Raw genomic sequence first — 21943 nt, forward strand, 5'->3', positions numbered from 1 at the left:
GTCGAAGTAGCGGGAGCGGGCTCGTTTCCGGGGCCGTGGAACCTCCTCGTTCGAGCAAAGCACTCTGGCACCCGCGGCCAGCGTCAATGGCCGCTTCCACGCGCATTGCTGCCGTTCGGCGCCGAGGAACGAAAGGCTGCAACGGGCCCTGAAGCGACACTCGCCTTCCGCCTATAGCGGCTGTTCACCCCAGACCGGCCGCCGGCCGGCTAGACCCCCTCGCATTGCCAGCACACGCGCAGGATCAATGGCGCGGCGCCGGAATTCGCGAAGCTTCAGTGGCGGGCGACGCGCGAAACTCCGATGGCGTGTAGCGTCCTGCAACAGACACCGCCACAGGAGACGGAGGCTTTGGGGCCGCGAAAGTTCAGTGGCGTTCCGCATCCGCGAGAGGCTGCCACAGCGAGGCTGTCGTCCCAACTCCTTCTGTACGTTCCAGGACGAAGGCGCCACCGGATTGGGCAGCGAGCCCCTTCACCATTGCCAGCCCCAAACCTGTTCCTCTGCCGGTACCTTTCGTCGTGAAGAACGGCTCCGTAGCGCGGGCAAGTGTCTCGGCATCCATTCCGGCGCTACCGTCGGTTGAGGTTGTAGGTGAACGAGTCGTAGTTGTCGATCAAGAGGCTGCGCATGGCGGTTCCTGCTCGTAGGTTGGGTGGGCGTGAGGGAGACCAGATGCCATCGGACAGCTGGCCTCCGAGGGTGAATCAACATTTGGTCATCGGCTCGCGGCCCGCCCCGCCGCGTCGCAGGATCATGCTGATCAGCAGGCACGCCGTCGCAAGGGCTGCGACAACCCCACCCAGCAGGAACGACATCTTGTAGCCTTTCATCAGTTCGGTGGCGGCGGGTGTCTGTCCGGTGTCGGCCAGATGGGCGGCGTAGAAGTTCGCCGTGGAGATCATGGCAGCCAAGCCAATGACTGCGCCGAATTGCTGGAAGGTGTTGAGCAGCCCCGAGGTCAGTCCCTCTTCGCCGATCTTTGCGCTTTGCGCGCCAAGTATGTTCGTCGTGATGGCGATGACCGGAAGGCCGGCGCCAACCAGCAACGTGGGTCCGAGGATGTCGAGCCAGTACACGCTGTTCATCCCCGCCAGGGATAGCCACGTCAAGCCGACGGTCACGAGCGCGAAGCCAGCCGTCAGGGATTCACGAGCACCGTAGCGCAGCCATCGCCCGGCATTCGTTGCCGTCAAGATCACGATGCCGCAGAGCGGGAGGAAGGCGGAACCCGATGCGAGCGGACTGAAGTTCAGGATTGACTGCAGATAGAGATTGCCGATGAAGAACATGGGGAAGATCACCAACTGTCCGATACCGGTGTACAGCAGCGCCTCCATCAGGCCGCTATTCCTCCAGGTCGCCGGCGGAATCAAGCCGTGAGGAATGGCTTTTTGCCGGAACAGGAATCCACCGAGCAAGGCCATCCCGGCGATCACGGCGAACCAGAGCGCGCGGATGTTGCTGGAGGGCTCGCCGAACTGCACGATGCCCCACGCGAGCAGGGTCTGGCCGCCGATCAGAAGCAGCCCGCCCAGTCCGTCGGCTCGCCCCTGATTGCCGCCCTTGTCGAACTTCGAGAACACCAGGAACGAATAGAGCAGGAGCAGCGCTGGAATCAGCACGCTGATCCAGAAGGTCGACCGCCAGCCGAACCATGCGGTCAGTGCGCCTCCCAGGAAGGTGCCCAATGCTCCCCCGAGGCCCCCCATTGCTGCCATCAACCCAAGCGCCTTGTATCGCTGTTCGCCCTCGAAAGTGGCGAGGATCAAGGCCAGGCTGGCGGCGGCGGACAACGCGGATCCGAGGCCCTGGATCGCGCGTCCCGCAATCAAGAGTTCGGGCGTCGAGGCCATCGCGGAAACGGCCGAACCGATGGCGAGCACGAACAGGCCGGCCTGGAAGATCCGCGTCCGGCCGAGAATGTCCGCCATCCTTCCGGATGCCAGCAGGGCGCCACCGAATACCGTCAGGTAGGCGTTGGCAATCCAGGATTGGCCGGCTTCGGAGAAACGAAGCTCTCCAGCGATGGTGGGAACAATCACATTGATGATCGAGGCGTCCACGATCAGCAGCAGCTGCGTGGTCGCCAGGAGAAACATCAAGCCCTTGAAGCTCTGCGCGGTGTTTGGTGACATGGTCACCCGAGGCTACAGAGCAGCCTCGCGCGCTTCAATTAAGCATCGTCTTGCGTTCGCTATGGATCGTCCGAGATGGGGACTTTGCGTGGGACACATGCTCCCGCGAGGCCGAGCGGAGTGCGAGATACAAGCCGACCGCACTTTCAAATCCGACCCGGTGCGCTATCTCCTCTCGGGTCAAACTTGTCGTCGTCAGGAGGGTTTGTGCCTTGGAGACCCTTAGCTTCGAGAGGTACCGCGCGGGCGAGCATCCCATCGCCTGGCGGAACGACAGGCTGAAGGCCGATCTCGACATCCCCGCTGCGGAGGCGATCTGTGCGACGGTTGAACGCTCCATGTACTTCGTGTGGATGTACAGCAGGGCGTTCACGATCCGTTGGTCGACCGGCGCGCAGGGCGAAGGGGTCTTCAGCGAACTGACTTCGAGGGCGGCGCGAAGTCCCAGGACATAGATCAATTCCAAGCCCCGGTGCAGGGCGAAGCTCTTGTCCTCGCTAACGCGCTCTACTTCACGAAGCAGGCCCTGGATGGCGCCGTGAAGGAGCGGCTCGCCTTCTATCTGGTAGTTCCTGATGACGAGGGATTCCGGAAGCAGTTGGTAGAGTGGGGCGGCAGATTGATCATCGTAGTGGAGGCCCGCGCACAGCAGTTCGGAAGTCTGATCCTCTCCTGGTATTTCTATTCTGATGAACTGACCCGTGCGCCGATTGGGTAGGAGTTCTTCGAGCGAAGTGGCGGCTGCGGTCGTGGAGCTTCCGATGCGATGAGCGGTGCCGTGAGGAAAAAGGGCGAGGTCTCCCTGGTGCAGCAAACTGGAGTTGCCGGGGCCGATATCGATCGCGATGCTTCCTTGAGCAACATAGTGGAACAGTGCGCATGATTCTGGTGGCCCCTTGAAGGCCCATTCGCCAGCGGCTCGCCACGAACTGACGAAAACGCCTGCCAGGCGAACCGGATCAATGATCATCGAGAAAAGATCTTCATTCAGCTGCATGGCTCGAAGGGTATGCCATCTTCAGGCTCGACCTCGACGGCTTCGTGATGATCTGGAACTCGGGCGCGTGCCTCGGCCCGTTCCTCGACGCCAAGCGTTCACCCCAGCGCCGACGCGCTGATGTCCATGCGATACCGGTAGACGCGCGCATCGATCAGTTCACCGTACTTCTGCACCGGCACTTCCAACAGGGCCACGACGCGCCGGGCGGCAGCCTCGCTGGTGCACTCGACGATCACATAGCAGTCCTGGCCGCCGACATAGCTCGCGTCCGCGGTCACGGGCCTGGAGAGCTGGGCATCGGCCTCGACGAAGTGGACTGACGCCGTACCCGGCTCGTCCAGCACATCGAGCACGCCTTCGAGCGCCGGCATCATGGCCGCATCGCCCGACGGTCGAAGTCGCACCAGGGCAAGCGCAGCACCTCGCGCGACCCCTTCGCTGCGCACCAGGCGCCCCACGACGCGGGTCGGCTCTACGAACCTGGTGATGTGGTGCATGGACCATTCGGTCTGGCTTGCCAGTGCCGCCCGGTAGGCTGCACTGTCCAGCACCTCGAATTCGGTGGCGCTGTAGATCTGCAGGTAGCGGGTCGGCGCGCCGACGGATTCGTAGCGCCTTGCCTCGATGAAGCCGGGGATGGCCACGCGCTCGGCCAGATGCTCGCGGTCGAACCACTCATTGAAGTCGGCCTCTTCTTCAGGCCGCACTTCCATGGATGAGATCAAGATTCCTTTTCCGGCGAAGACCATGTCGTTTCTCTTTTTCGATTGATTGGGGGGCGGTTGCGTGGATCAGTCGATCCGGATGTTCGACTCGGCGATCACCTTTTCCCACTTGAGGCGGTCCCGCGTGATGGTGTCGGCGAGCTTCTTCGGCGAGCCGCCTTCGAGTTCCATGCCCATGTCGATCAGCTTTTTCCTCACGTCCGGGTCCTGCAGGATCTCGTTCACGTTCTTGTTCAGCACCGCGATGACGGGCTCTGGCGTGCGCGCTGGTGCCAGCAGCGCAAACCAGTGCAGCAATTCGAAGTTGGCGAAGCCCTTGGTCTGCGAGACCGGCGGCAGCCCGGGGTAGGCCGGCGAGCTCTTCGCGGTGGTGACTGCGATCGCCTTCAACTTTCCGGCCTTGGCCATCGGCATCGACTCCGGACCGATGGCCATCATCACCGCCACCTGGTTCGACATCAGGTCCTGAAGCGCGGGCGCGCCACCCTTGTAGGGCACATGCGTCATGTCGACGGAAGCCACGCGCTTGTACAGCTCCATGCCCAGGTGGCTGGGGTTCCCGGCGCCGCTGGAGGCGTAGTTGATCGGCGTGGGCGAAGACTTTGCAAAGGCCGTGAGTTCGTCGATCGAATTGACCGGCATCGATGGATGGACCATCACGACGCTGGGCAGGGTCACGGCCATCACGATCGGCGCCAGGTCCTTCTCGGGGTCGTAGGCAAGGCGGCCCTTGTAGAGCGTCGGGTTGACCGACAGTCCCGCGGTGGAGGCCAGCAGGATGGTGTAGCCGTCCGGCGGGGCCTTCGCGACGAAACTGGCGCCGATCTGTTCGGTGGCACCGGGCTTGTTGTCCACCAGCACCGGCTGCTTGAGCCGCAGGGACAGCTGCTGTCCGATGAGTCGCGCCACCGTGTCGGATGCACCGCCGGGCGGGTACGGAACCACGAGGCGGATGGGCTTGTCAGGGTAGTCGGCGGCTGCCGATGCAAGGCCGCTCATCACCAGCGAGAGGGCACACACCATACGAGTCAATGAGATCTTCATATGCATCCAATCAAAAGAACGAAGACTCATCGTATGGACTTGGCCGTGCGCGAGATAGCGAGAAATTCGCATCGCGAAGCATGACGAAAATCTATCAAGTGGAGGCGTCGCGCACGGCAATGATCGAGATCACTGGGGCGTGATCTTCGCGGCCTTCACCAGGCGGGCATAGTTGTCCGCATCCTTGCGGATGAACTCCCTGAAGGCATCGGGCGAGTCCCCGACCGGGATGAGCGAGGTCTCTTCGAGCTGCCTTCGCAACTCGCCGCGCAACGCGGTCTTGATCGCCGTGTTGATGCGGTCGATCACGGCACGCGGCGTGCCGGCCGGCGCAGCGATGCCGGTCCAGGTGACGACTTCGAACTCGGGCAAGCCCGCTTCCTTCATCGTGGGGACGTCCGGAAGCAGCGGCGAGCGATTCGGGCTGGTGATGGCGAGTGCTCGCAGCTTGCCGCTTCGTGCATAGGGCAAGGCAGTCGGCGAGGTGTCGAACAGCAGGTCGATCTGCCCGCCCATCAGATCCACGAGGGCCGGGGCGCCGCCCTTGTACGGCACATGCAGCAGTTCGACGCCGGCCTGCTGCATGAAGATCTCGGTCGAGAAGTGCTGAGCCGAACCCACGCTCGCGCTGCCGAAGCTCAACTTGCCCGGACGCGCCTTGGCCATCGCGATCAGTTCCTTGACGCTGTGCGCCGGCGACTGGGGGCCCACGACCAGGATGTTGGGCTGATCGACGATCCGCATGATCGGCGCAAAGGCCTGCAGCGGATCGAAGGGCGGATTGGCATACAGGAACTGGTTGGCGGCGAAGACGCCGGCGCTGCCGACGAGCAGCGTATAGCCGTCCGGAGGCGCCTTGGCGACGTAGGCGGCACCGACGTTGCCCGAGGCACCCGGCTTGTTGTCGACCACGAAGGGCTGGTGCAGGGCGTCCTGCAGGCTCTTGCCGACCAGTCGCGCGACCAGGTCCACGCTGCCGCCCGGAGGAAACGGAACGATCAGCCGCACCGGCTTCGTCGGGTAGTCCTGGGCGGCGGCGCACTGGACGACGACCGCCAGCAGCACCGCGAGCAGCTTGCTATGCACTGCAGGGCTCCGGCGATGGGGCGCTGGACGGGTGCAGCGAGGCGCTGACTGCGGACGCGATGCGCAGCAGTGCGTGATCGTCGCCCGCCCGCCCGACCAGTTGCAGCCCGATGGGCCGGTCGTCGTCGTCCCGACTCGCAGGCAGCGCGATGCCGCACAGCGCGAGCAGGTTGATCGGGCGCGTGAAGTGGACCGGCGCCAGGTCGTGGTCGATGTCCTCGAGCCGCGGCGCGGTCATGGCCGTGGTGGGCATGGCGATGGCGGACAGCCCGAGCCGGTCCGTCTCAGCGGCGAAGGCCTGCTGCCAGCGCGCCGCCGTGGCCTGGGCCTCGAGGTACTGCACTGCGGTGGTCGCACGGGCCGCGATGAGCCGGGGCCGCACCGACGGGTCCATCGGCGCGTCGGGGTCGTCGAGCAGCCGGTCGTTCGCCCAGGCGCCCTCGGCGATCATGATGGCGTTGGTGGGTTCCTTGAACGCCAGCAGCGGCGCCGGGAAGCGGAACGGCACCAGGCTGAAGCCCGCCTCTTCGAGCCGCTGCAGGCTTTGCGCATGGCTTCGCGCGACAGCCGGCGAGAGGGGCGCGAGTTCGTCCGCTTCGAGGACGCCGATCCGTTGCGGGGCGTCGGGGTTTGCAGCGGGCGCGCCGACCAGCGCCTCGAAGCACAGCCGCGCATCCTCCACCGACGACACCAGCAGGCCCAGGCTGTCGAGGGTGTCGCTGAGCGGGTAGACGCCGCCGCGCGGCAGCGCATCGATGGTCGGCTTGAAGCCCACGATGCCGCAGAACGCGGCGGGGACGCGCACCGAGCCGCCGGTGTCGGAGCCGATTGCCCACGGCACCAGGTGTGCCGCCACGGCCACCGCCGAGCCGCTGCTGGAGCCGCCCGGCGCCAGGGTGTCGGTGGCGCGGCCGGCTGGATTGCGGGGCGTGTCCATGTGCGAGTTGGTGCCCCAGGCGCCCAGCGCGAGCTGCACCATATGGGTCTTTCCGACGATGACGCCGCCGGCATCGACGATGCGCCGGACGATGTCCGCGTCCTGCTGGGCGATGTTGTTCGACAGCAGCGGCGAGCCGGCCGTCGTCGGCTTGCCCTGGATGTTCACGAGGTCCTTCAGCGCCACCGGGATGCCGTGCAGCGGGCCGCGGTCGCGGCCTGCGCCAAGCTCCTTGTCGGCCAGGGCCGCGGCAGCCAGTGCCTCTTGCTCGTACACCGCGATGAAGCTCTTGAAGTGGCCGTCGTGCGCTGCGATGCGGCGCAGGCAATCCTGCGTGAGCTCGACCGAGGTCGTGGCGCCGCTTCGCAGGTCGCGCGAGAGCTCTGTGATGGAAGCGAAGGCGGGCGGTCGGGTCGTCGGGTCGGGGTTCGTCATGCGGCTGCTTCCTGAAGAAAGAGTTGGGTGTCCAGAATCTGGGGGTAGGTCTCGCCCGCGCGCAGCCGTGCCAGCGTCTGCTGCTCGGTCTGCTGCAGGGCGATCGCGCGGTCGGCCAGGGCCCGCGCCTCGTCGGGCGCCATCACCAGGATGCCGTTCTCGTCCGCCAGCACGGCATCGCCGGGATGCACGCGCACGCCGCCGCAGTCCACCGGCATGCAGAAGCTTCCCGACCGCCCGCCGGCGCGGGTGGTGCGGGCGCTCAGGCCGCGCGCCCACACCGGCACGCCGAGCTGGCGCAGTTCCTCGATGTCCGTGACACAGCCATCCACCACCACGCCCGCGACACCGCGAAGACGCGCGGCCAGTACGCTGGCGCCGCCCATGCACGCGATCGTCTCGTCGCCCGCGCGGTCGACGAACAGGAAATCACCGGCCCGGAGTTGTCCCAGCGCGTGGTGCAGGATGGACCCGTCCGGGCCCTCGCAGCGCACGGTGACGGCGGTGCCGACGCTGCGCGCCACGGCCGCCATGGCCCGGATGCGGCCATGCAGGAAGCCGCGCTCGTGAAAATGGCCGATGGTGGCCGGTTCGGCCTCCTTCAGCAGGGACAGCAGCTGCGGCGCGCAAGGTGGCGGCAGCTCTCCTAGTTGGATGCCAGTCATTTCGGATATCGTCGTTGTCGAATGAAGGCCATCCTAAGTACACGCACCCAACACGGATACTGATCAATTCTCAAGATGGTTAATACAGCTTCTTTATCAACCAGGTTCACCCTGCACCAGTTGCAGGCCTTCGTGTGGACTGCGCGCCTGGGTACGGTGCACGCGGCGGCCCGGCACCTGCACCTGACCCAGCCCGCGATCTCGCACCGCATCCGTGACCTGGAGGAAGAGCTGGGCGTCCAGCTTTTCGAGCGCCAGAGCCAGCGCCTGGTGGTGACGGAGCTCGGGCGCAATGTGCTGGTGTATGCGGAGCGCGTGCTGGCGTCGGCGCAGGACATGGCGCGGCTCGATCTGCGGCGCACCATCACCGGCCTGGTGCGCATGGGGGTGGACGAGTCCTGCGCCATCATCGGAATGCCGCAGATCCTCAAGGACATCAAGGAAAGCTATCCGGCGCTTCGCGTCGACCTGACGGTGGGCGGAGGCGCCCAACTGCTCCAGAAGATCAACAATCACGAACTGGACATTGCGCTGCATACCGGACAAAGCAGCCAGCCCGACGTGACCAGCCAGTTCATCGGAATGACCCAGCACCAGTGGGTGGCGGCTCACGACCTGATGGTGCCCGAGGGAGACTTCGTGCCGACGCACGCGCTGAGCCACCGCATCGTCTGCAATGCGCCGCCGTCGACCCTGCATGAATCGGCGTCGCGGTGGCTGGCCTCGGACGGCTATGCCTTCGAGGAGTACAGCAGTTGCAATTCGCTGTCGCTCATGGTGGCGCTGGTCGCCTCGGGCCACGCGATCGCCATGCTGCCCGCATCGATCACGCGCCGGCAGGTCGCCGACAAATCGCTGCAGGTGTTGCGCGCCAAGCCGGCGGTGCCGCACGTGCCCTACTACTTCTCGTGCCTGGCGCACCACCGCAGCGAGACAACGGCGCGAATCCTGGATATCGCGCTGCGCAACCTCGAGGAGGCCGGGTTCTTCCACGCCGACGAGCCGCCCCAGGGTCGCGCCTGAAGACTTTCCGCAGGTGCCGGCGTCGCCTCACGCGGGTGTCTTGAGCGCAGCGGATTGGCCGCCGCGTATCCGATCAACGGCCTCTCCGCCGTGCCCCTGCCGAACAAGTCGTTCGGCTACGATGTCGGTCCGCGGCACCCGCTCTGAAGATCGGCATCCAGTCGAAACCAGCGTGCGCCGTGTCCTGCGGGCCCGGCATCGTGGCCGGTCGCGCCTCTTTGCAAGGAGTCAGCATGCTTGTTCGTATTCGCTCCGTTGGATTCATCGTCGCGTCCTGCGCCATCGCCAGTGGTTGCACCAGCTACCCGCCTCCAGACACGATCGGCGGCTACAAGCCCCCGGCGATCTTCGGTGGCTTCATGTCGCCCCAGGTGTCCCGCACCAGCTGCATAGATTCGGTCGCGCGCGAATTCAAGGTGCCAAAGGCGAACGTGACGCCGACCAGCGACTCCCAGACCATGCAGGACGGGATCTACCTTGTCACCCTCAGCATCGGAGCAGGACAGCCGGCCATCAACTGCACCGTCAACGAGAACGGCGTTGTCTCCGACGTCGTGCGAGCGCGCTGATTGCGCGGGTCCGAGCCGATCGTTCGGCTCTGCCAGCTGACTTCGCAGGGCCTTCCTGCAGTTGCCGGCCAAACCTTACGCAGGCGTCTTGAGCGCCATTGCCACCGCGTCGAAGAAGGGACCTGGAGCAAATGTGCCGGTTCCCCTCGGGTCCGTCTGCGCGCCCCATACGACGATCACGACCTTCTCCTTGCGATTGATGTAGATCTGCTGGCCCATGATGCCGTTGCCATAGAACGCACCGTCCGCAGCGGATTGGCCGCCGGGTATCCACCACAGATAGCCGTAGCTCACCGGCGTGCCGGTGTTCAGCACCTTGGGAGAACCCGCTTCGGAGACCCATCCCGCAGGCAGGACCTGTTGGCCGTCGATGACGCCGTCGTTCATGATGAACATGCCGAAGCGTCCATAGTCGCGCAAGGTTGCACTGATGCCGCTGCCGCCGATCTCGACCCCGTCGGGCGAGTCCAGCCACCAGTTGGCTTGCGCTTCCATGCCGAGCCTGGACCAGATCTTTTCGGACAGGTACTGCGCCAGGGGCCTCTTCACCGCGTTGTAGACGATCTCCCCGGCGACCTGCGTTTCTCCGGTGCTGTAGTTGTTCACCGAGCCGGGTGGAGCCGCGCGCGGCAGCTTGCTCATCAGGTCCATGGCCGAACCCGGCTTCTGGCCGATCTGCGCCTCCAGCAACTGACGGCGATCGGAGGCCGGGTCGGTGTAGGTCTCGTTCCACTTGGCGCCCGACGCCATCATCATCACGTCGCGCACCGTCGCGCCGTCGTAGGCGCTCCCCGCCAGCCGGGGCACATACTTGATCACCTGGTCGTTGATGCTGGCGATGTGGCCGTCCTTGACCGCGGCGCCGATCAATGTCGAAGTGACCGATTTGGCCACCGACATCGACATCCAGCGGGTCGCCTGCGTGTTGCCGTACTGATAGGTTTCATTGACGATCTTGCCGTCTTTCAGGATCAGCAATCCGGAGACGCGATTGCGCGCAAGAAAATCGTCGAGGCTGTAGCTGGTGTTGGCCACCGTGAACTTCACCTGCGTCAACGCGGTGGCGGCCTTGGGCAGCGGATAGGGTGTGCCACCCGGCTCGATCACCCGTGTCGGGAACAGGCGATCGATGTTGCGGTAGGTGGTGACGGCCAATTCCGGAGAGAGCACGCCGTCGTAGATCTGGCGGACCGTGCCGATGGGCTCCGACGCATGCGGGTACCCACTGGCGCCACCGCCTCCGCTGGCGGTCTCGCCGCCACTGGCTGGACTGGCACTGACGACAGGAATGGCACCACCACCGCCGCCGCCACCACCGCATGCAGCGAGCAGCAACGTGCTTGCGGCGAGCGTCGCCGACAGAGCGACGCGCATCGACCGCTTTCCCCCCAATGCCCACAGAACACGTTGACCCACGCGAGTCTCCTTGAGTGATGAAGTTGGCGAGCTGCGAGTCGATGCCGTTCGCATGCCGCATGCCGCACGCTGCGGCTGCCGATGATCTCACGGCACCTCTTGCTCAGGACTGCATGGCTCTGAAGAACTGCACGGTGCCTATGCCCAGCAGCGTCATTGCGAGGCTTCCGAGAAGGTGTGCAGCGACGGTCGCAAACGCCCAGCTCAGTCGCGCCTCCATCAGGTTCGTGACCACCTCGGCGGAAAAGGTCGAGAAGGTGGTGAGTCCGCCCAGGAAGCCCGTCACGACCAGCAGGCGCCATTGAGGCGACAGCGATGGATGGCTGGCGAAGAAGGCGACCGCCACGCCGATGAGATACCCGCCGACGAGATTGGCCACCAAGGTGCCCGGTGGCAATGAGGGGAGCATCGAATTGAGCCGGGAGGAGAGCAGCCAGCGAAGCAGGGCCCCCAAGGAGGCCCCGACGCAGATGGCCAGTATCGAAAGGCTCAAGGCATCCTCTTGCCGCTGCCGGCACGGCATGGCGCATCGTAGGAAGTTCGCTGCGCCGGCGAATCCCCCGCAGCGGCGCACACGCTCACCGCGGCCTGCCAGACATGGATCGACCGAATGGGTGAGATGGCCTTCACCCATCGGGGTGAGACGATGCTCACCCGAACGGATGAGCCGCGGGTGCCTCGTTGCTACGGGAGCGTCGGGCAGACGCGTGCGTGCAGGTGCACGAGCTCCATCTGGCCGTGCGTTTCCGTCTTCTGGAAGATCTGCTTGAGGTGGCTGCGCACCGTGTTTTCGGACACGTTCAGCGATTGCGCGATCTTCGACAACGGCTGCCCGGCCAGCACCAGCGCGCTGACCTTGGCCTGCGCCACGGTCAACTCGTACTGGCGCGCAAACACGCACGAAGCGGGGTCGTGCCGGGCGTGGCCGCCCCGCACCGTGACCATCACCAGCCCGCAGCGCACACCGGCCTGGCGCATGAAGACCTGGCCCGCGGCGCGCACCACCACGACCATCGGCGGCGCCGGTGGCGTGCAGGCCAGCGTCACCACCGAGGGCGATGCGCGGGCCTGCGTGGGATCGCCCTGCGCCACGCGGGCGATCGTCTCGCGCAGCAGTCCCTGGTCGGCCCGGCTCGAGGCCACCAGGTGCGAACCGTCCAGGCGCAGGCCGTCGCCCAGATCGAGCAGCTGCTCGGCCGCCGGATTGCGATAGATCGGCTCGGCATCGGCCGTGACCAGGATCATCGGGTTCGGGTCGTGGTCGGACTGCGCCAGCAGGGCGCGGGCGAGGTCGTCGGCCTCCTGCCAGCGCCACTGGCTTTGCAGCGACAGCGTGATGTGGTCGAGGAGGACCTCCAGCTCCGCCTTCTCGCGCGCGCCGAACGGGCCCTGGTCTTCGGCGCGGTAGACCGAAAGGAGGTGGGCCCCGCAGCCACGCTGCGCCACGACGCCGCACAGCCGGTGCAGCAGCCCGCGAGGCTGGAGAAAGCCCCGGTAGAAGTCGGTGCGGCGCAAGTCGTTGTGGCTGATGAGTTCGTCGCCAGTCATCACGCGCCCCGGCACGTAGTCGTCGCTCGACAGGAACCAGGGGTTGCGCGCCGAGTAGGCGGCCATGCCCTTGCCGAAGTCGGCATCGTCGGGCGACTCGAGCAAGGCCGAATCGGACCCCGTGGTGAACTCGTGATACCCGAGCGTGACGACCCGGGCGTCGAGGGAGCTGCGCAATTGCTCCAGCACGCCCGGCCACTCGCTGGCGTCGACGCCCGCTGCATGGATGACACGGACCAGCGACTTCGCTGCGGGTGGGCACTCGGTGCGCAAACCTGTCCTTTCCATTGGGTCACGGGTGGCCGACACGAATGGCCGACAAGGAGCGCCGATTTTGCTCTGCCCTGCGTACCTGTCAATTGGCATCGCGCCCACATCCGACATCCGGCAGTCGGAAAGAAAGCTGCTCGCTTGCGGCACCGATCCATTACGCTAGGCACCCTAGACGAACCGGGGCGTGACCCCGATGGAGCGGCCCCGCCGATGCTTCGAGTCCGACGCGAATACCAGTCCTGGGTGGCCAACGAGTCGCTCGAGGACTACGCCTTGCGCTACGCGGCGAGTTCGTACCGGCGCTGGACGCCCGGTGTCGTGGCCAACACCGCGATCGGCGGGATCTCCTTCCTCGCGCTCGAAGCCATCGGCGCCAGCATCACGCTGAGCTTCGGGTTCCTGAACGCGATGGCGGCGGTGCTGGTCGTGTCGCTGGTGATCTTCCTGGTGAGCCTGCCGATCGCCTACTGGTGCAGCGTGGCCAACGTGGACATCGACCTACTGACCCGCGGCGCCGGATTCGGCTACATCGGCTCGACCCTCACCTCGCTGATCTACGCCTCGTTCACCTTCATCTTCTTCGCCATCGAGACCGCGATCTGGGCGCAGGCACTTCAGCTGGCCCTCGGGCTGAACCTCGTCGTCGGCTATCTCGTGTGTTCCTTGGTGATCATCCCGATCGTCTTCTTCGGCGTGACCTCGATCAACAAGCTGCAGGCCTGGACGCAGCCGATCTGGGTCGTGCTCCTGGTGGCACCGTTCGTCTTCATCCTGTTCAAGGATCCCGACCTCCTGCACGCGTGGGTCGAGTTCGGCGGCGCCGCCCGGGAAGGCGGGGGCTTCAACGTGCTCCTCTTCGGGGTGGCGTCGGGTGTGCTCTTCTCGTTGCTCGGGCAGATCGGCGAGCAGGCCGACTACCTGCGCTTCCTGCCCGATCGAACGGCGACGAACCGCCGCGCCTGGTGGGGCGCGCTGCTGCTGGCAGGGCCTGGCTGGATCGTCATCGGGGCGCTCAAGATCTGCGCCGGCAGCCTGCTCGCGGTGCTGGCGCTGCGCATGGGAAGCAGCGCGGCGCAGGCGATGGAGCCGATCCACATGTTCGTCCACGCCTACGAGCACATGGTCGGTGTGCCGGTGGCTGCACTGGCGATCGCCACCATCTTCGTCACCGTGTCGCAGGTCAAGATCAACGTCACCAATGCCTACAGCGGATCGCTGGCCTGGTCGAACTGCTTCGTGCGGCTGGCGCACTATCACCCGGGGCGCGTGGTCTGGCTGGTGTTCAACGTGGTGATCGCGCTGCTGCTGTCCTTGCTCGGGATCTTCGAGACGCTGCAGGCCGTCCTGTCGGTGTACTCGACCCTGGTGATCGCCTGGATCGGCGCGCTGGTCGCCGACCTGGTGGTGTTGAAGCGCACCGGGATCAGTCCACCGTACATCGAGTTCAAGCGCGCGCACCTGTACAACTTCAATCCGGTCGGCTGCGGCGCCACCTTGATCGCCTCGGCCGTCGCCGTGGTGGCCTATGCCGGTGCCCTTGGCGAGCTGGCGCAGGCCTTCTTCGGCTTCATCGCGCTGGCCGTCGCGTTCGTCTCCGCGATCGTCATTGCGTACGCCACGGGCGGCCGCTACTACATTGCGCGGCCCGACCAGCACTACCGGAGCCAGTCCGCGCGCACGCTGGTCGAGTGCTGCATCTGCGAGCGCGCGTACGAGGCGCCCGACATGGCGCACTGTCCTTTCTATCGCGGGCCCATATGTTCCTTGTGCTGCGGGCTGGAGTTGCACTGCCACGACTTCTGCAAACGGCCACGCGGCCGACAGGATGAGGCGTCGGAACGCAGCCCGGGAGGGCTTCGCTTCCGGCCGCATGTGCTGCGCCGGGTCGGCCGCTTCCTCGCGGTGCTGAGCATTGCGGCCGCGCTGCTGGGGGCGGCGTTCCTGCTGACCTACCGCTTCATGGAGCTGAACGGCGGATCCGCAAACGCCAGCGTGGTCAACGTGATGGAACGCCTGTATGTGGCCACGCTGGTGCTGGCCTCGCTGGGGATCTGGTGGATCGTGCTGTCGCACGAGAGCCAGGAGCAGTCGGAGCGCGAGCTGTTGGGATCGATGCGGCACCTGGAACAGACACGCAAGACGCTCGTCGAATCCGAGAAGCTCGCCTCGCTGGGCGGGTTGGTGGCCGGGGTGGCTCACGAGATCAACACGCCGGTCGGGATTGCCGTCAGCTCGGCCTCGTACCTGAGCGACCGGACCGAGGCCGCGCAGGCCCTGGTGCAGGCGGGTCGCTTCGACGTCGCGGCGCAGGAGAAGTACCTGCGCGACGCCGGCGAGTCGGCCCGGCTGCTGCTGTCCAATGCCCGGCGCGTGGCCCAACTGGTACTGAACTTCAAGCAGCTCGCGGTGGACCGCATCACCGAGGCAAGGCATCGCTTCGATCTGAAGGCGCACCTCGAGGAAACCATTCGGGACCTGCAGCCCAAGCTGGGCGAGTCGCAGGTCGAGGTGAGCATCGAGGTGGCCTCCAGCATCCAGATGGACAGCTACCCGGTCTCGCTGGCGCAGGTCGTGACCAACCTCACGATCAACTCCTTGCAGCACGCGTTCGAGCCGGGGGAGCGCGGGCACATCGTCATTCGCGCCACGCTGCGCGAAGACGACGAAGTCCGCATCGAATACAGCGACGACGGCCGGGGCATCGACGCCGAGCTGGTCGGCCGGATCTTCGAGCCCTTCTTCACCACCCGCCGAATGATCGGCGGCAGCGGCCTCGGCCTGTACATCGTCAACCAGATCGTCACGCGCCAGCTCGATGGCTCGATCGCTCTCGAGGCCCACGCCGGACGCGGGGTGCGCTTTGTGCTGGATTTCCCCAGGGTCGCCCGGTACACGCCGGACGTTGGCCAGATCCTGGCTGCCTTGCCTAGGAGGCCCACCGATGAACCGTGAATCCCAAGCCGTGGCCGATGCGGCGCGCTGGCGGGTCTTGCTCGTCGACGACGAGCCGGCCGTCCACGAAGTGTCGAGCCTGATCCTGTCCGGCCTCAGTTTCGAAGGCCGTGACGTCGAACTGCTCAGCGCCAGCTCTGCGGCACAGGCGCGCGACATCCTGGCCCGGCACCGCGACGTGGCGCTGGCCTTGATCGACGTCGTGATGGAGACGGACGATGCCGGCATCGCGCTGGTGCAGCATGTTCGCGAACAGCTCCGCGACAACGACATGCAGATCGTGCTGCGCACCGGCCAACCGGGCATGGCGCCGGAGCGGGACGTCGTGTTGCGCTACGAGATAAACGGCTACTTCCTGAAGACCGACATCACGGCGCAGCGGCTGCACTCGATCGTGATTTCAGCGCTCAGGAACTATCGCCACGCACGCTCGCTGCGTTTCGCGCGTGAACGCGAAGTGAAGCGGGCGGTGCCGCACGAACCCGATGCGCCGCGCAGCCTGCTGGCGAAGGAGCTGGCGCATTCGAGCGAGGGTGATTCGGTCCTGCTGCAGGCGCAGCCCGAAATCGCGCTGGCGTCGAACCAGGTCACCGGCATCGAGCTGGTGCCGCAGTGGAAGACCTCTTGGGGCCTGCTGCCGGCCGCGCGCGTCGGCGATGCCTTGCCCGAGGGCCCGGCGCGACGCCGGCTGGTCCTGTGGCTGCTCGCCCAGGCTTGCTTCTGGTCGCGCTCCTGGAGCGAGAGCCTGGGTGCATCCGTGACGGTGTCGGTACCGCTGGTCGCGGAAAGCCTGGGCGATTGCGGCACCTTCGAGGCGGTCGTCGAGACGGTGCGCGACAGCGGCCTGGCGCGTGGCGCGCTGGATCTGCTGGTCAGCGAAGAAACCCTGCTCAGCGACCACCCCGACATGCGGGCCGCCGTGGCGGCACTGCGCTCCCTGGGCGTGACATTCACCTTGACCGACTTCGGGGCGCAGACGATCTCCCTGCAGCAGCTGAACCGCCTGGTTCCCGACCGACTGAAGATTCACCGGATCTTCGTGCGCGAGGTGGCCGCCGACGCCGAGCGGATGGCGATGGCGCGCTCGCTGATCGCGTTGGCGCAGACGCTGAACATCGTGGCCATCGCCGACGGCCTCTCGTCCGACAGCGACGCGCAGTTCTTCAAGTGGGAGGGCTGCGAGCTGGGCCAGGGCGATGCGCTGGCGCCTGCGTGCGCGCCGGCCGACGTCTACGAGTTCCTGATGAACGGCCGCAAGGCCTCCCACTGAGGCGTCGTCGGCCGCTCAGTGCACGTGCGAGCAACCCAGGCCGCAGGCCGTGCGCCACGGGACGCGCCCGCTTCCGGGTGATTGACGCCCCGCGGGCCGCGGCTGATCGCCCCGGGCAAGAAACGGGGCCGAGAGTGTCCTGTCGCATGCGTCGCCACAGTCGGGGCATGGCTGCGGCATGCGGGACTCGGCCATCGGCCGGATCTCCCGGAAGTCGCCGCAGCGTGCGCAGTGGTAGTCGTACATCGGCATCGTCGCGGGTCCTGTGAGGTCGAAGCGGCTGGATGGACAGGCGACTACTTCATGAGCCCGTTGAGCAGCAGGTATCCGGGCACCCATCCGGTCAGCACGCCTTCGGCGACCGTGACTGCCCCGACCAGCTTGGCGATCGGCTTCTTCCCGACCAGAAGCAGGAAGAACAGGAACCACAGAATCCCCCAGGCCGCCCAGCACAGGCCGAACCAGACGCCCCATGTCGTCGTCGCGCCGCCCAGCGTCTGGATCGTGACCGGCACCGCGGTGATCGCCACGAACAGGCAGAACCAACCCAATCCCCGCCCGTCCGCTCCGTTGGACCGGTTCAGCGCCACCCAGAAGTAGGTGAACGTGAACAGCAGCGTCAGCGCCGCGGCGTTGATGGACGCAGCGTCGGCGCCTGGCCCGAACGCCAGGTAGAGCGATGCCAGCAGCGTGATGCCCCCCACGAAGATGTCGATGATCGCAATTTCGTTGTCGCCGATATGGCCGAGCAACCAGAGACCGTTGAGGCACAGCACGGCGCCCACGTAAAACAAGACCAACCCGAGCATGGTGTTTTCTCCTGAGCCGACGACCGATTCCAGCCAAGCGCGTCCCGGCGCCGATGGGCCGGGACGCGCACTTGGCGCTTTCAAGAAGCCTTGAGCGCTAGCGCAGCGCGGATGTGCTGCGGAATCAGTTCGGCGACCGCGGCACCTGCATGCCTTGCTTCACCTGGTGCGGCTTCCCGGTCGCCGACGGGCGGATGTCGAAGTCGAAGATCGATCGGGGGATGTAGATGGTCGAGCACGCGTTCGGGATGTCCACCACGCCCGACAACCGGCCCTCGACCGGCGCCGTCCCGAGGATCATGTACGCCTGGATGTCCGTGTAGCCGAACTTCATCATGTAGTCGATGGCGTGGTTGCAGGCGTTCTGATAGGCCAGCCACGAGTCCAGGTAGTGCTGCTTCCCCTTGCTGTCGACCGAGACCCCCGAGAATGCAATCCATTCGGAATACTGCGGGTCGCGGATCCCGGGCATGAAGATGGCGTTCTCGCGCACGCCGTACTTTTCCATCCCGCCCTTGATCAGATCGACGCGCAGGTCCATGAAGCCGCCCATCTCGATCGCGCCGCAGAACGTGATCTCGCCGTCGCCCTGCGAAAAGTGCAGGTCGCCGAACGACAGGTTGGCCCCGGAGACGAAGACCGGATAGAAGACCCGGCTCCCCGCCGTGAGGTTCTTGATGTCCTGGTTGCCGCCGTTCTCCCGAGGCGGGGCGGTCCGGGCCGCCTCCCTGGCGACCCGATCGAAGTCGGCGCCCTTGAGCGAGCCCAGGATCGCGCTGTCCGGCAGCGGCGGCAGGGCCAGCGGCGGCACGCGGTACGGGTCGGTGGCGATCAGCGCGGTTTCGCGCTGCGTCCATTTCGCGAGCAGCGCGGCCGACGGTGCGGTGCCCATCAGTCCCGGGTGATGGATGCCCGCGTAGGAGACTTCCGGAATGTGGCGCGAGGTGGCGATGTCGCCGTTGAAGTCCCAGATCACCTTGTAGGCATCGGGGAAGCGCTCCGTGAGGAAGCCGCCGCCGTTCTTGTTGGCGAACACGCCCGTGTAGCCCCAGCCCATGCCCGAGAAGGGCCCCGAGTCTTCCTGGTCGCAGGAGTCGATCTCGAGGATGTCGACGATCAGCAGGTCGCCCGGCTCCGCCCCTTCGATGCGGAACGGCCCGGACAGGACGTGCACCCCGGCGAGCGGGGCGTTGCGGATGTCGTCCGCAGAGTCGTCGTTCTTGATGGCGCCGTCGAACCACTCACGGCAATCCGCGCGGAAGACCTCGCCCGGCTTCACGGTCACGTTCGCCGGAATGTCCGGGTGCCAGCGGTTGTGGCCGACGTGCTTCTGATTGGTGAACTTCTTGCTGTTGTCCAGTGGGAACAGATTCTTGGGCATCTCAAGACCTCTCATTCGTTGGTTGCATGACACTTGGCGAAAGGGCGACGTACCTCATGGGGTTCACCGGTACGTCGTGGTGGAATGGGCGCGCCGCCCGCTGAATGGCGACCTTGGCCTCATGGCCGAGGCAGGCCGCGCAGCTTCGGAGTCAGCGTGAGCGTTCGACTGGGGGCGCCGGTGGAAGGCAGCGAGCTGACGACTTCCGGTTCATGGCGGCTCTTGTCCGCGTGGTCCATCGCGGCGGTCCATGCGCGCCGCGATGCGGACCTGAACATCGGCGCCGAAATCACCTTGCGGGCCGGGTTCCCGCACTTCGTGCAAGGGACCGACGGCGGCGCTGTTCCGAGCGGCATGATCTTGTCGAACAAGCCGTCCTGGTCGCATCGATATTCGTAGGTGGCCACCGCGTTGCTCCTTCTTGGTCGACGACGTCGCATCGGGAGGCGATCCCGGTCGACGCCAAACAAGCCATCCGTGGGCTCGGAGGGCAGGACGAATGCTGAGAGCGCATCGAGACTTGCGAATCCCGTGATGCGATGAATTTCGATCATCCGAACGGGTGAGATTCCGTTCACCTGATCGGGTGAGCGCTCGATGACCGGGTGCTGCCTGTCGATCGGATCCATCCCTCGTCGGATCGGACGTTTCCACTCAGAAATGACGCTTCTTCCTGAGGCGTCGCCCCTGGCATTCATGTTTCCATTTCGAGTGGCCGGGTTCGAGCAGCTTGCGTCTGCCGCAGCGGACGAGGGCCGCAGAGAGAACCGTTCACGCCATTCCTTCAACGACTTCAGGGAGACACCATGAACCGCACACTGAGATTCCGCATCCTCGCCGCCATGGCCTTGGCCCCGTGGGCGACACTCGCTTCTTCCGCGCTCGCCGAGCCCGTCTATCCGATCAGGCCGATCCGCATGGTCGTCGGCTATCCGCTCGGCAGCCCCATCGACGGCAGCGCGCGGCTTGTCGCCGAGAGGCTCGGGGCCGCGCTGGGGCAGCCGGTCATCGTCGACAACAAGGCCGGCTTCGGCACCCTGGGCACCGCGGCGGCGGCGCGCGCGGCGCACGATGGCTACACCCTGCTGATGGGCAGCACCACGGCCATGGCCATCGCGCCCCGCCTCTATTCGAAGCTGCCCTACGATCCGCGCCGCGATCTCGTGCCGGTGGCGCTGCTGGGGCGCCTGCCGCAGGTGCTGGTCGTGAATCCCGCCGTTCCCGCGGCCGACCTCAAGAGCCTGGTCGAACTGATGAAGAAGAGCGGCGGCACCTTCGACTACGCCACCTTCGGCAACGGCTCCAGCAGCCACCTGACCATGGAACTGCTGAAGCAAGCCGCGCGCGTCGACCTGCGGCACATCCCCTACAAGAGCAGTGTCGCGGCGATCTCGGACGTGATCGGCGGCCAGGTTCCGCTGGGCATGGACGTGCTGCAGTCGGCCCGGCCCCACATCGAGTCGGGCCGGTTGCACGCGCTCGCGATCAGCGCCGAGGCGCGGTCGAGCGTGGCGCCCGATCTGCCGACCTTGGCCGAACTGGGCTATCCCGGGATCACGCTGAGCCTCTGGGTCGGCGTCTTCGCGCCGGCCGGCACGCCGGATGCGATCGTGCAACGTCTGGCCGGGGCGCTGAAGGGTGTCATGGACGCCCCCGACATGCAGGCGCAGCTCGCGAAGCACGGCGCCGAGCCCATGTTTGTGTCGGGGCCGGCCGCCGGCGCCTTCCTCGACCGGGACGGCGCGCGCTGGGCCGAGGCGGCGCGGGTCTCGGGCGTCCGGCTCGATTGAGGGCGTTCAGATGTACGTGCCGCGCCGGCGTCCGGCCGGCGTGGCCGGGGCGTCGGCTGCACGGCGAAAGGCCGAGGCCTGATAGGAAGAGCGCATGGGGTCGAGAAACTGCCGAAGGGCGAACGCCAGCTCGTTCTGCTCCCCACGGGTCAATTCGCGCGCCAGTCTGCAGAACTCGGCTTGGTAGCAGGGCAACATCAACGTCGCCGTGAGTGCGTGGACGTCGTCGCGCCGAGCCAGGTACCCATTGCACAAAGCAATGCTCCGATAGATTTCGATGGCCTGAGCGACTCGGCCGGAAGGTTGCGCGTCGCGGTTCATGGGATGCAGCGCCAGATGCCCACTGGGGCCTTCCTTGCTTCTCTTGCCGGTCATCGTTGCTCCTTGTGGGGCGCCTCGGATGGCGCTTGACGACAACTCTATTCACTCTGTGGCGCAGCGGGGAGTAACAAGTCCGTCGTGATCGAACGGGCTGAAAGAAGTTTCTGCACTAGAGTCGGAAGTCTCCGAGTTAATTTTTGGATTAATCAATCGAGCATGCGACTCGCCTTTCGGATCGAGTCTCGCGACACATGTGCGGTCTGCGATCAGAAGCGAAATTGCGCTGTCTGATGACTCTTCTTTAGTCGTTATGTCGCAATAGAACAACGCAATTCATAGATCTGAAGGTCGACTTTGCATAGTCGTGGATTGACTTTGCATGAATGACTCAACTCCAAGGAAAAGCCTCTGCTGCAATAGCGACAACTTCCCAAAAGGAGGTTGGCCCGGGGTCCGGTGGGAGCACAAAGTGCCAGTCACGGTGAGCCCTTCGCACCGGAGCCCTATGTTTAACCTTGGAGAAACTTGCAATGAAAAAATCTCTAGTTGCCCTGGCTGCTC

20 protein-coding genes and 1 pseudogene are annotated in these 21943 nt (G+C 65.7%); 5 read left to right on the top strand and 16 right to left on the bottom strand.

What is annotated here, in order from left to right:
• Positions 1 to 367: 367 nt before the first annotated feature.
• The 8 genes and pseudogenes from AB4Z46_RS33625 to AB4Z46_RS33660 form a co-directional block, all read right to left on the bottom strand.
• Positions 368 to 571: pseudogene (locus AB4Z46_RS33625) on the bottom strand (ATP-binding protein); the annotation flags it as partial.
• 136 nt (positions 572 to 707) lie between these two features.
• Complete coding sequence (locus AB4Z46_RS33630) at positions 708 to 2138, bottom strand: MFS transporter (protein WP_442287890.1); 1431 nt, start codon at positions 2136 to 2138, stop codon at positions 708 to 710.
• A gap of 34 nt (positions 2139 to 2172) precedes the next feature.
• Entirely contained in the window at positions 2173 to 3135 is a 963-nt protein-coding gene (locus AB4Z46_RS33635) for a cupin domain-containing protein (protein ID WP_442287891.1), read from the bottom strand.
• A gap of 98 nt (positions 3136 to 3233) precedes the next feature.
• On the bottom strand, positions 3234 to 3863 hold the full coding sequence (locus tag AB4Z46_RS33640; protein WP_442287892.1) for a hypothetical protein: 630 nt from the start codon (positions 3861 to 3863) through the stop codon (positions 3234 to 3236).
• A gap of 66 nt (positions 3864 to 3929) precedes the next feature.
• Positions 3930 to 4907, bottom strand: coding sequence for a Bug family tripartite tricarboxylate transporter substrate binding protein (locus AB4Z46_RS33645; protein ID WP_442287893.1), 978 nt, complete (start codon positions 4905 to 4907; stop codon positions 3930 to 3932).
• Positions 4908 to 5036: 129 nt separating this feature from the next.
• The gene (locus AB4Z46_RS33650; RefSeq protein WP_442287894.1) at positions 5037 to 5993 is read right to left on the bottom strand and encodes a Bug family tripartite tricarboxylate transporter substrate binding protein; all 957 of its coding nucleotides are present in this window, start codon (positions 5991 to 5993) and stop codon (positions 5037 to 5039) included.
• Complete coding sequence (locus tag AB4Z46_RS33655) at positions 5986 to 7365, bottom strand: amidase (protein ID WP_442287895.1); 1380 nt, start codon at positions 7363 to 7365, stop codon at positions 5986 to 5988. Before AB4Z46_RS33655 ends, AB4Z46_RS33650 begins: the two co-directional genes overlap by 8 nt.
• Entirely contained in the window at positions 7362 to 8030 is a 669-nt protein-coding gene (locus AB4Z46_RS33660) for an RraA family protein (protein WP_442287896.1), read from the bottom strand. Before AB4Z46_RS33660 ends, AB4Z46_RS33655 begins: the two co-directional genes overlap by 4 nt.
• Before the next feature lie 75 nt (positions 8031 to 8105).
• Here AB4Z46_RS33660 and AB4Z46_RS33665 point away from each other — a divergent pair, with 75 nt between their 5' ends.
• Entirely contained in the window at positions 8106 to 9053 is a 948-nt protein-coding gene (locus AB4Z46_RS33665) for a LysR family transcriptional regulator (protein WP_442287897.1), read from the top strand.
• 233 nt (positions 9054 to 9286) lie between these two features.
• Positions 9287 to 9622, top strand: a complete 336-nt coding sequence (locus tag AB4Z46_RS33670) for a hypothetical protein (protein WP_442287898.1) — start codon at positions 9287 to 9289, stop codon at positions 9620 to 9622.
• Positions 9623 to 9697: 75 nt separating this feature from the next.
• Here the strand turns inward: AB4Z46_RS33670 and AB4Z46_RS33675 are convergent, their stop codons facing one another.
• The 3 genes from AB4Z46_RS33675 to AB4Z46_RS33685 form a co-directional block, all read right to left on the bottom strand.
• Positions 9698 to 10996 carry a serine hydrolase domain-containing protein gene (locus tag AB4Z46_RS33675; RefSeq protein ID WP_442287899.1) on the bottom strand — a complete coding sequence of 433 codons (1299 nt, stop codon included), beginning with the start codon at positions 10994 to 10996 and terminating at the stop codon, positions 9698 to 9700.
• Between the two features lie 145 nt (positions 10997 to 11141).
• A complete protein-coding gene (gene crcB, locus AB4Z46_RS33680) occupies positions 11142 to 11672 on the bottom strand; it encodes a fluoride efflux transporter CrcB (RefSeq protein ID WP_442287900.1) in 531 nt (176 codons plus the stop codon).
• 50 nt (positions 11673 to 11722) lie between these two features.
• A complete protein-coding gene (locus AB4Z46_RS33685) occupies positions 11723 to 12874 on the bottom strand; it encodes a helix-turn-helix transcriptional regulator (protein WP_442287901.1) in 1152 nt (383 codons plus the stop codon).
• A gap of 195 nt (positions 12875 to 13069) precedes the next feature.
• Between AB4Z46_RS33685 and AB4Z46_RS33690 the strand changes: the two genes are divergently transcribed.
• Both AB4Z46_RS33690 and AB4Z46_RS33695 read left to right on the top strand, forming a co-directional pair.
• Positions 13070 to 15811 carry an ATP-binding protein gene (locus AB4Z46_RS33690; RefSeq protein WP_442287902.1) on the top strand — a complete coding sequence of 914 codons (2742 nt, stop codon included), beginning with the start codon at positions 13070 to 13072 and terminating at the stop codon, positions 15809 to 15811.
• The gene (locus AB4Z46_RS33695; RefSeq protein WP_442287903.1) at positions 15801 to 17081 is read left to right on the top strand and encodes an EAL domain-containing response regulator; all 1281 of its coding nucleotides are present in this window, start codon (positions 15801 to 15803) and stop codon (positions 17079 to 17081) included. The genes AB4Z46_RS33690 and AB4Z46_RS33695 overlap by 11 nt, the downstream gene beginning before the upstream one ends.
• A 15-nt stretch (positions 17082 to 17096) precedes the next feature.
• Here AB4Z46_RS33695 and AB4Z46_RS33700 read toward each other — a convergent pair whose 3' ends face one another.
• The 4 genes from AB4Z46_RS33700 to AB4Z46_RS33715 all read right to left on the bottom strand — a co-directional run bounded on the left by AB4Z46_RS33700 (position 17097) and on the right by AB4Z46_RS33715 (position 19900).
• On the bottom strand, positions 17097 to 17420 hold the full coding sequence (locus AB4Z46_RS33700) for an FmdB family zinc ribbon protein (protein WP_442287904.1): 324 nt from the start codon (positions 17418 to 17420) through the stop codon (positions 17097 to 17099).
• Positions 17378 to 17890, bottom strand: coding sequence for an AmiS/UreI family transporter (locus AB4Z46_RS33705; RefSeq protein ID WP_442287905.1), 513 nt, complete (start codon positions 17888 to 17890; stop codon positions 17378 to 17380). The genes AB4Z46_RS33700 and AB4Z46_RS33705 overlap by 43 nt, the downstream gene beginning before the upstream one ends.
• Positions 17891 to 18014: 124 nt before the next feature.
• Positions 18015 to 19271 (bottom strand): formamidase, encoded by a 1257-nt coding sequence (fmdA, locus tag AB4Z46_RS33710; protein ID WP_442287906.1) that lies wholly within the window; start codon positions 19269 to 19271, stop codon positions 18015 to 18017.
• Between the two features lie 119 nt (positions 19272 to 19390).
• A complete protein-coding gene (locus tag AB4Z46_RS33715; RefSeq protein ID WP_442287907.1) occupies positions 19391 to 19900 on the bottom strand; it encodes an FmdB family zinc ribbon protein in 510 nt (169 codons plus the stop codon).
• Positions 19901 to 20077: 177 nt separating this feature from the next.
• Here AB4Z46_RS33715 and AB4Z46_RS33720 point away from each other — a divergent pair, with 177 nt between their 5' ends.
• Complete coding sequence (locus AB4Z46_RS33720) at positions 20078 to 21061, top strand: Bug family tripartite tricarboxylate transporter substrate binding protein (RefSeq protein WP_442287908.1); 984 nt, start codon at positions 20078 to 20080, stop codon at positions 21059 to 21061.
• 6 nt (positions 21062 to 21067) lie between these two features.
• Here AB4Z46_RS33720 and AB4Z46_RS33725 read toward each other — a convergent pair whose 3' ends face one another.
• Positions 21068 to 21436: a hypothetical protein gene (locus AB4Z46_RS33725; protein WP_442287909.1), complete on the bottom strand. Its 369-nt coding sequence runs from the start codon at positions 21434 to 21436 to the stop codon at positions 21068 to 21070.
• Positions 21437 to 21943 lie beyond the last annotated feature (507 nt).

Origin of the sequence: Variovorax sp. M-6 (assembly GCF_052114385.1) — a bacterium.
Classification (GTDB): domain Bacteria; phylum Pseudomonadota; class Gammaproteobacteria; order Burkholderiales; family Burkholderiaceae_C; genus Variovorax.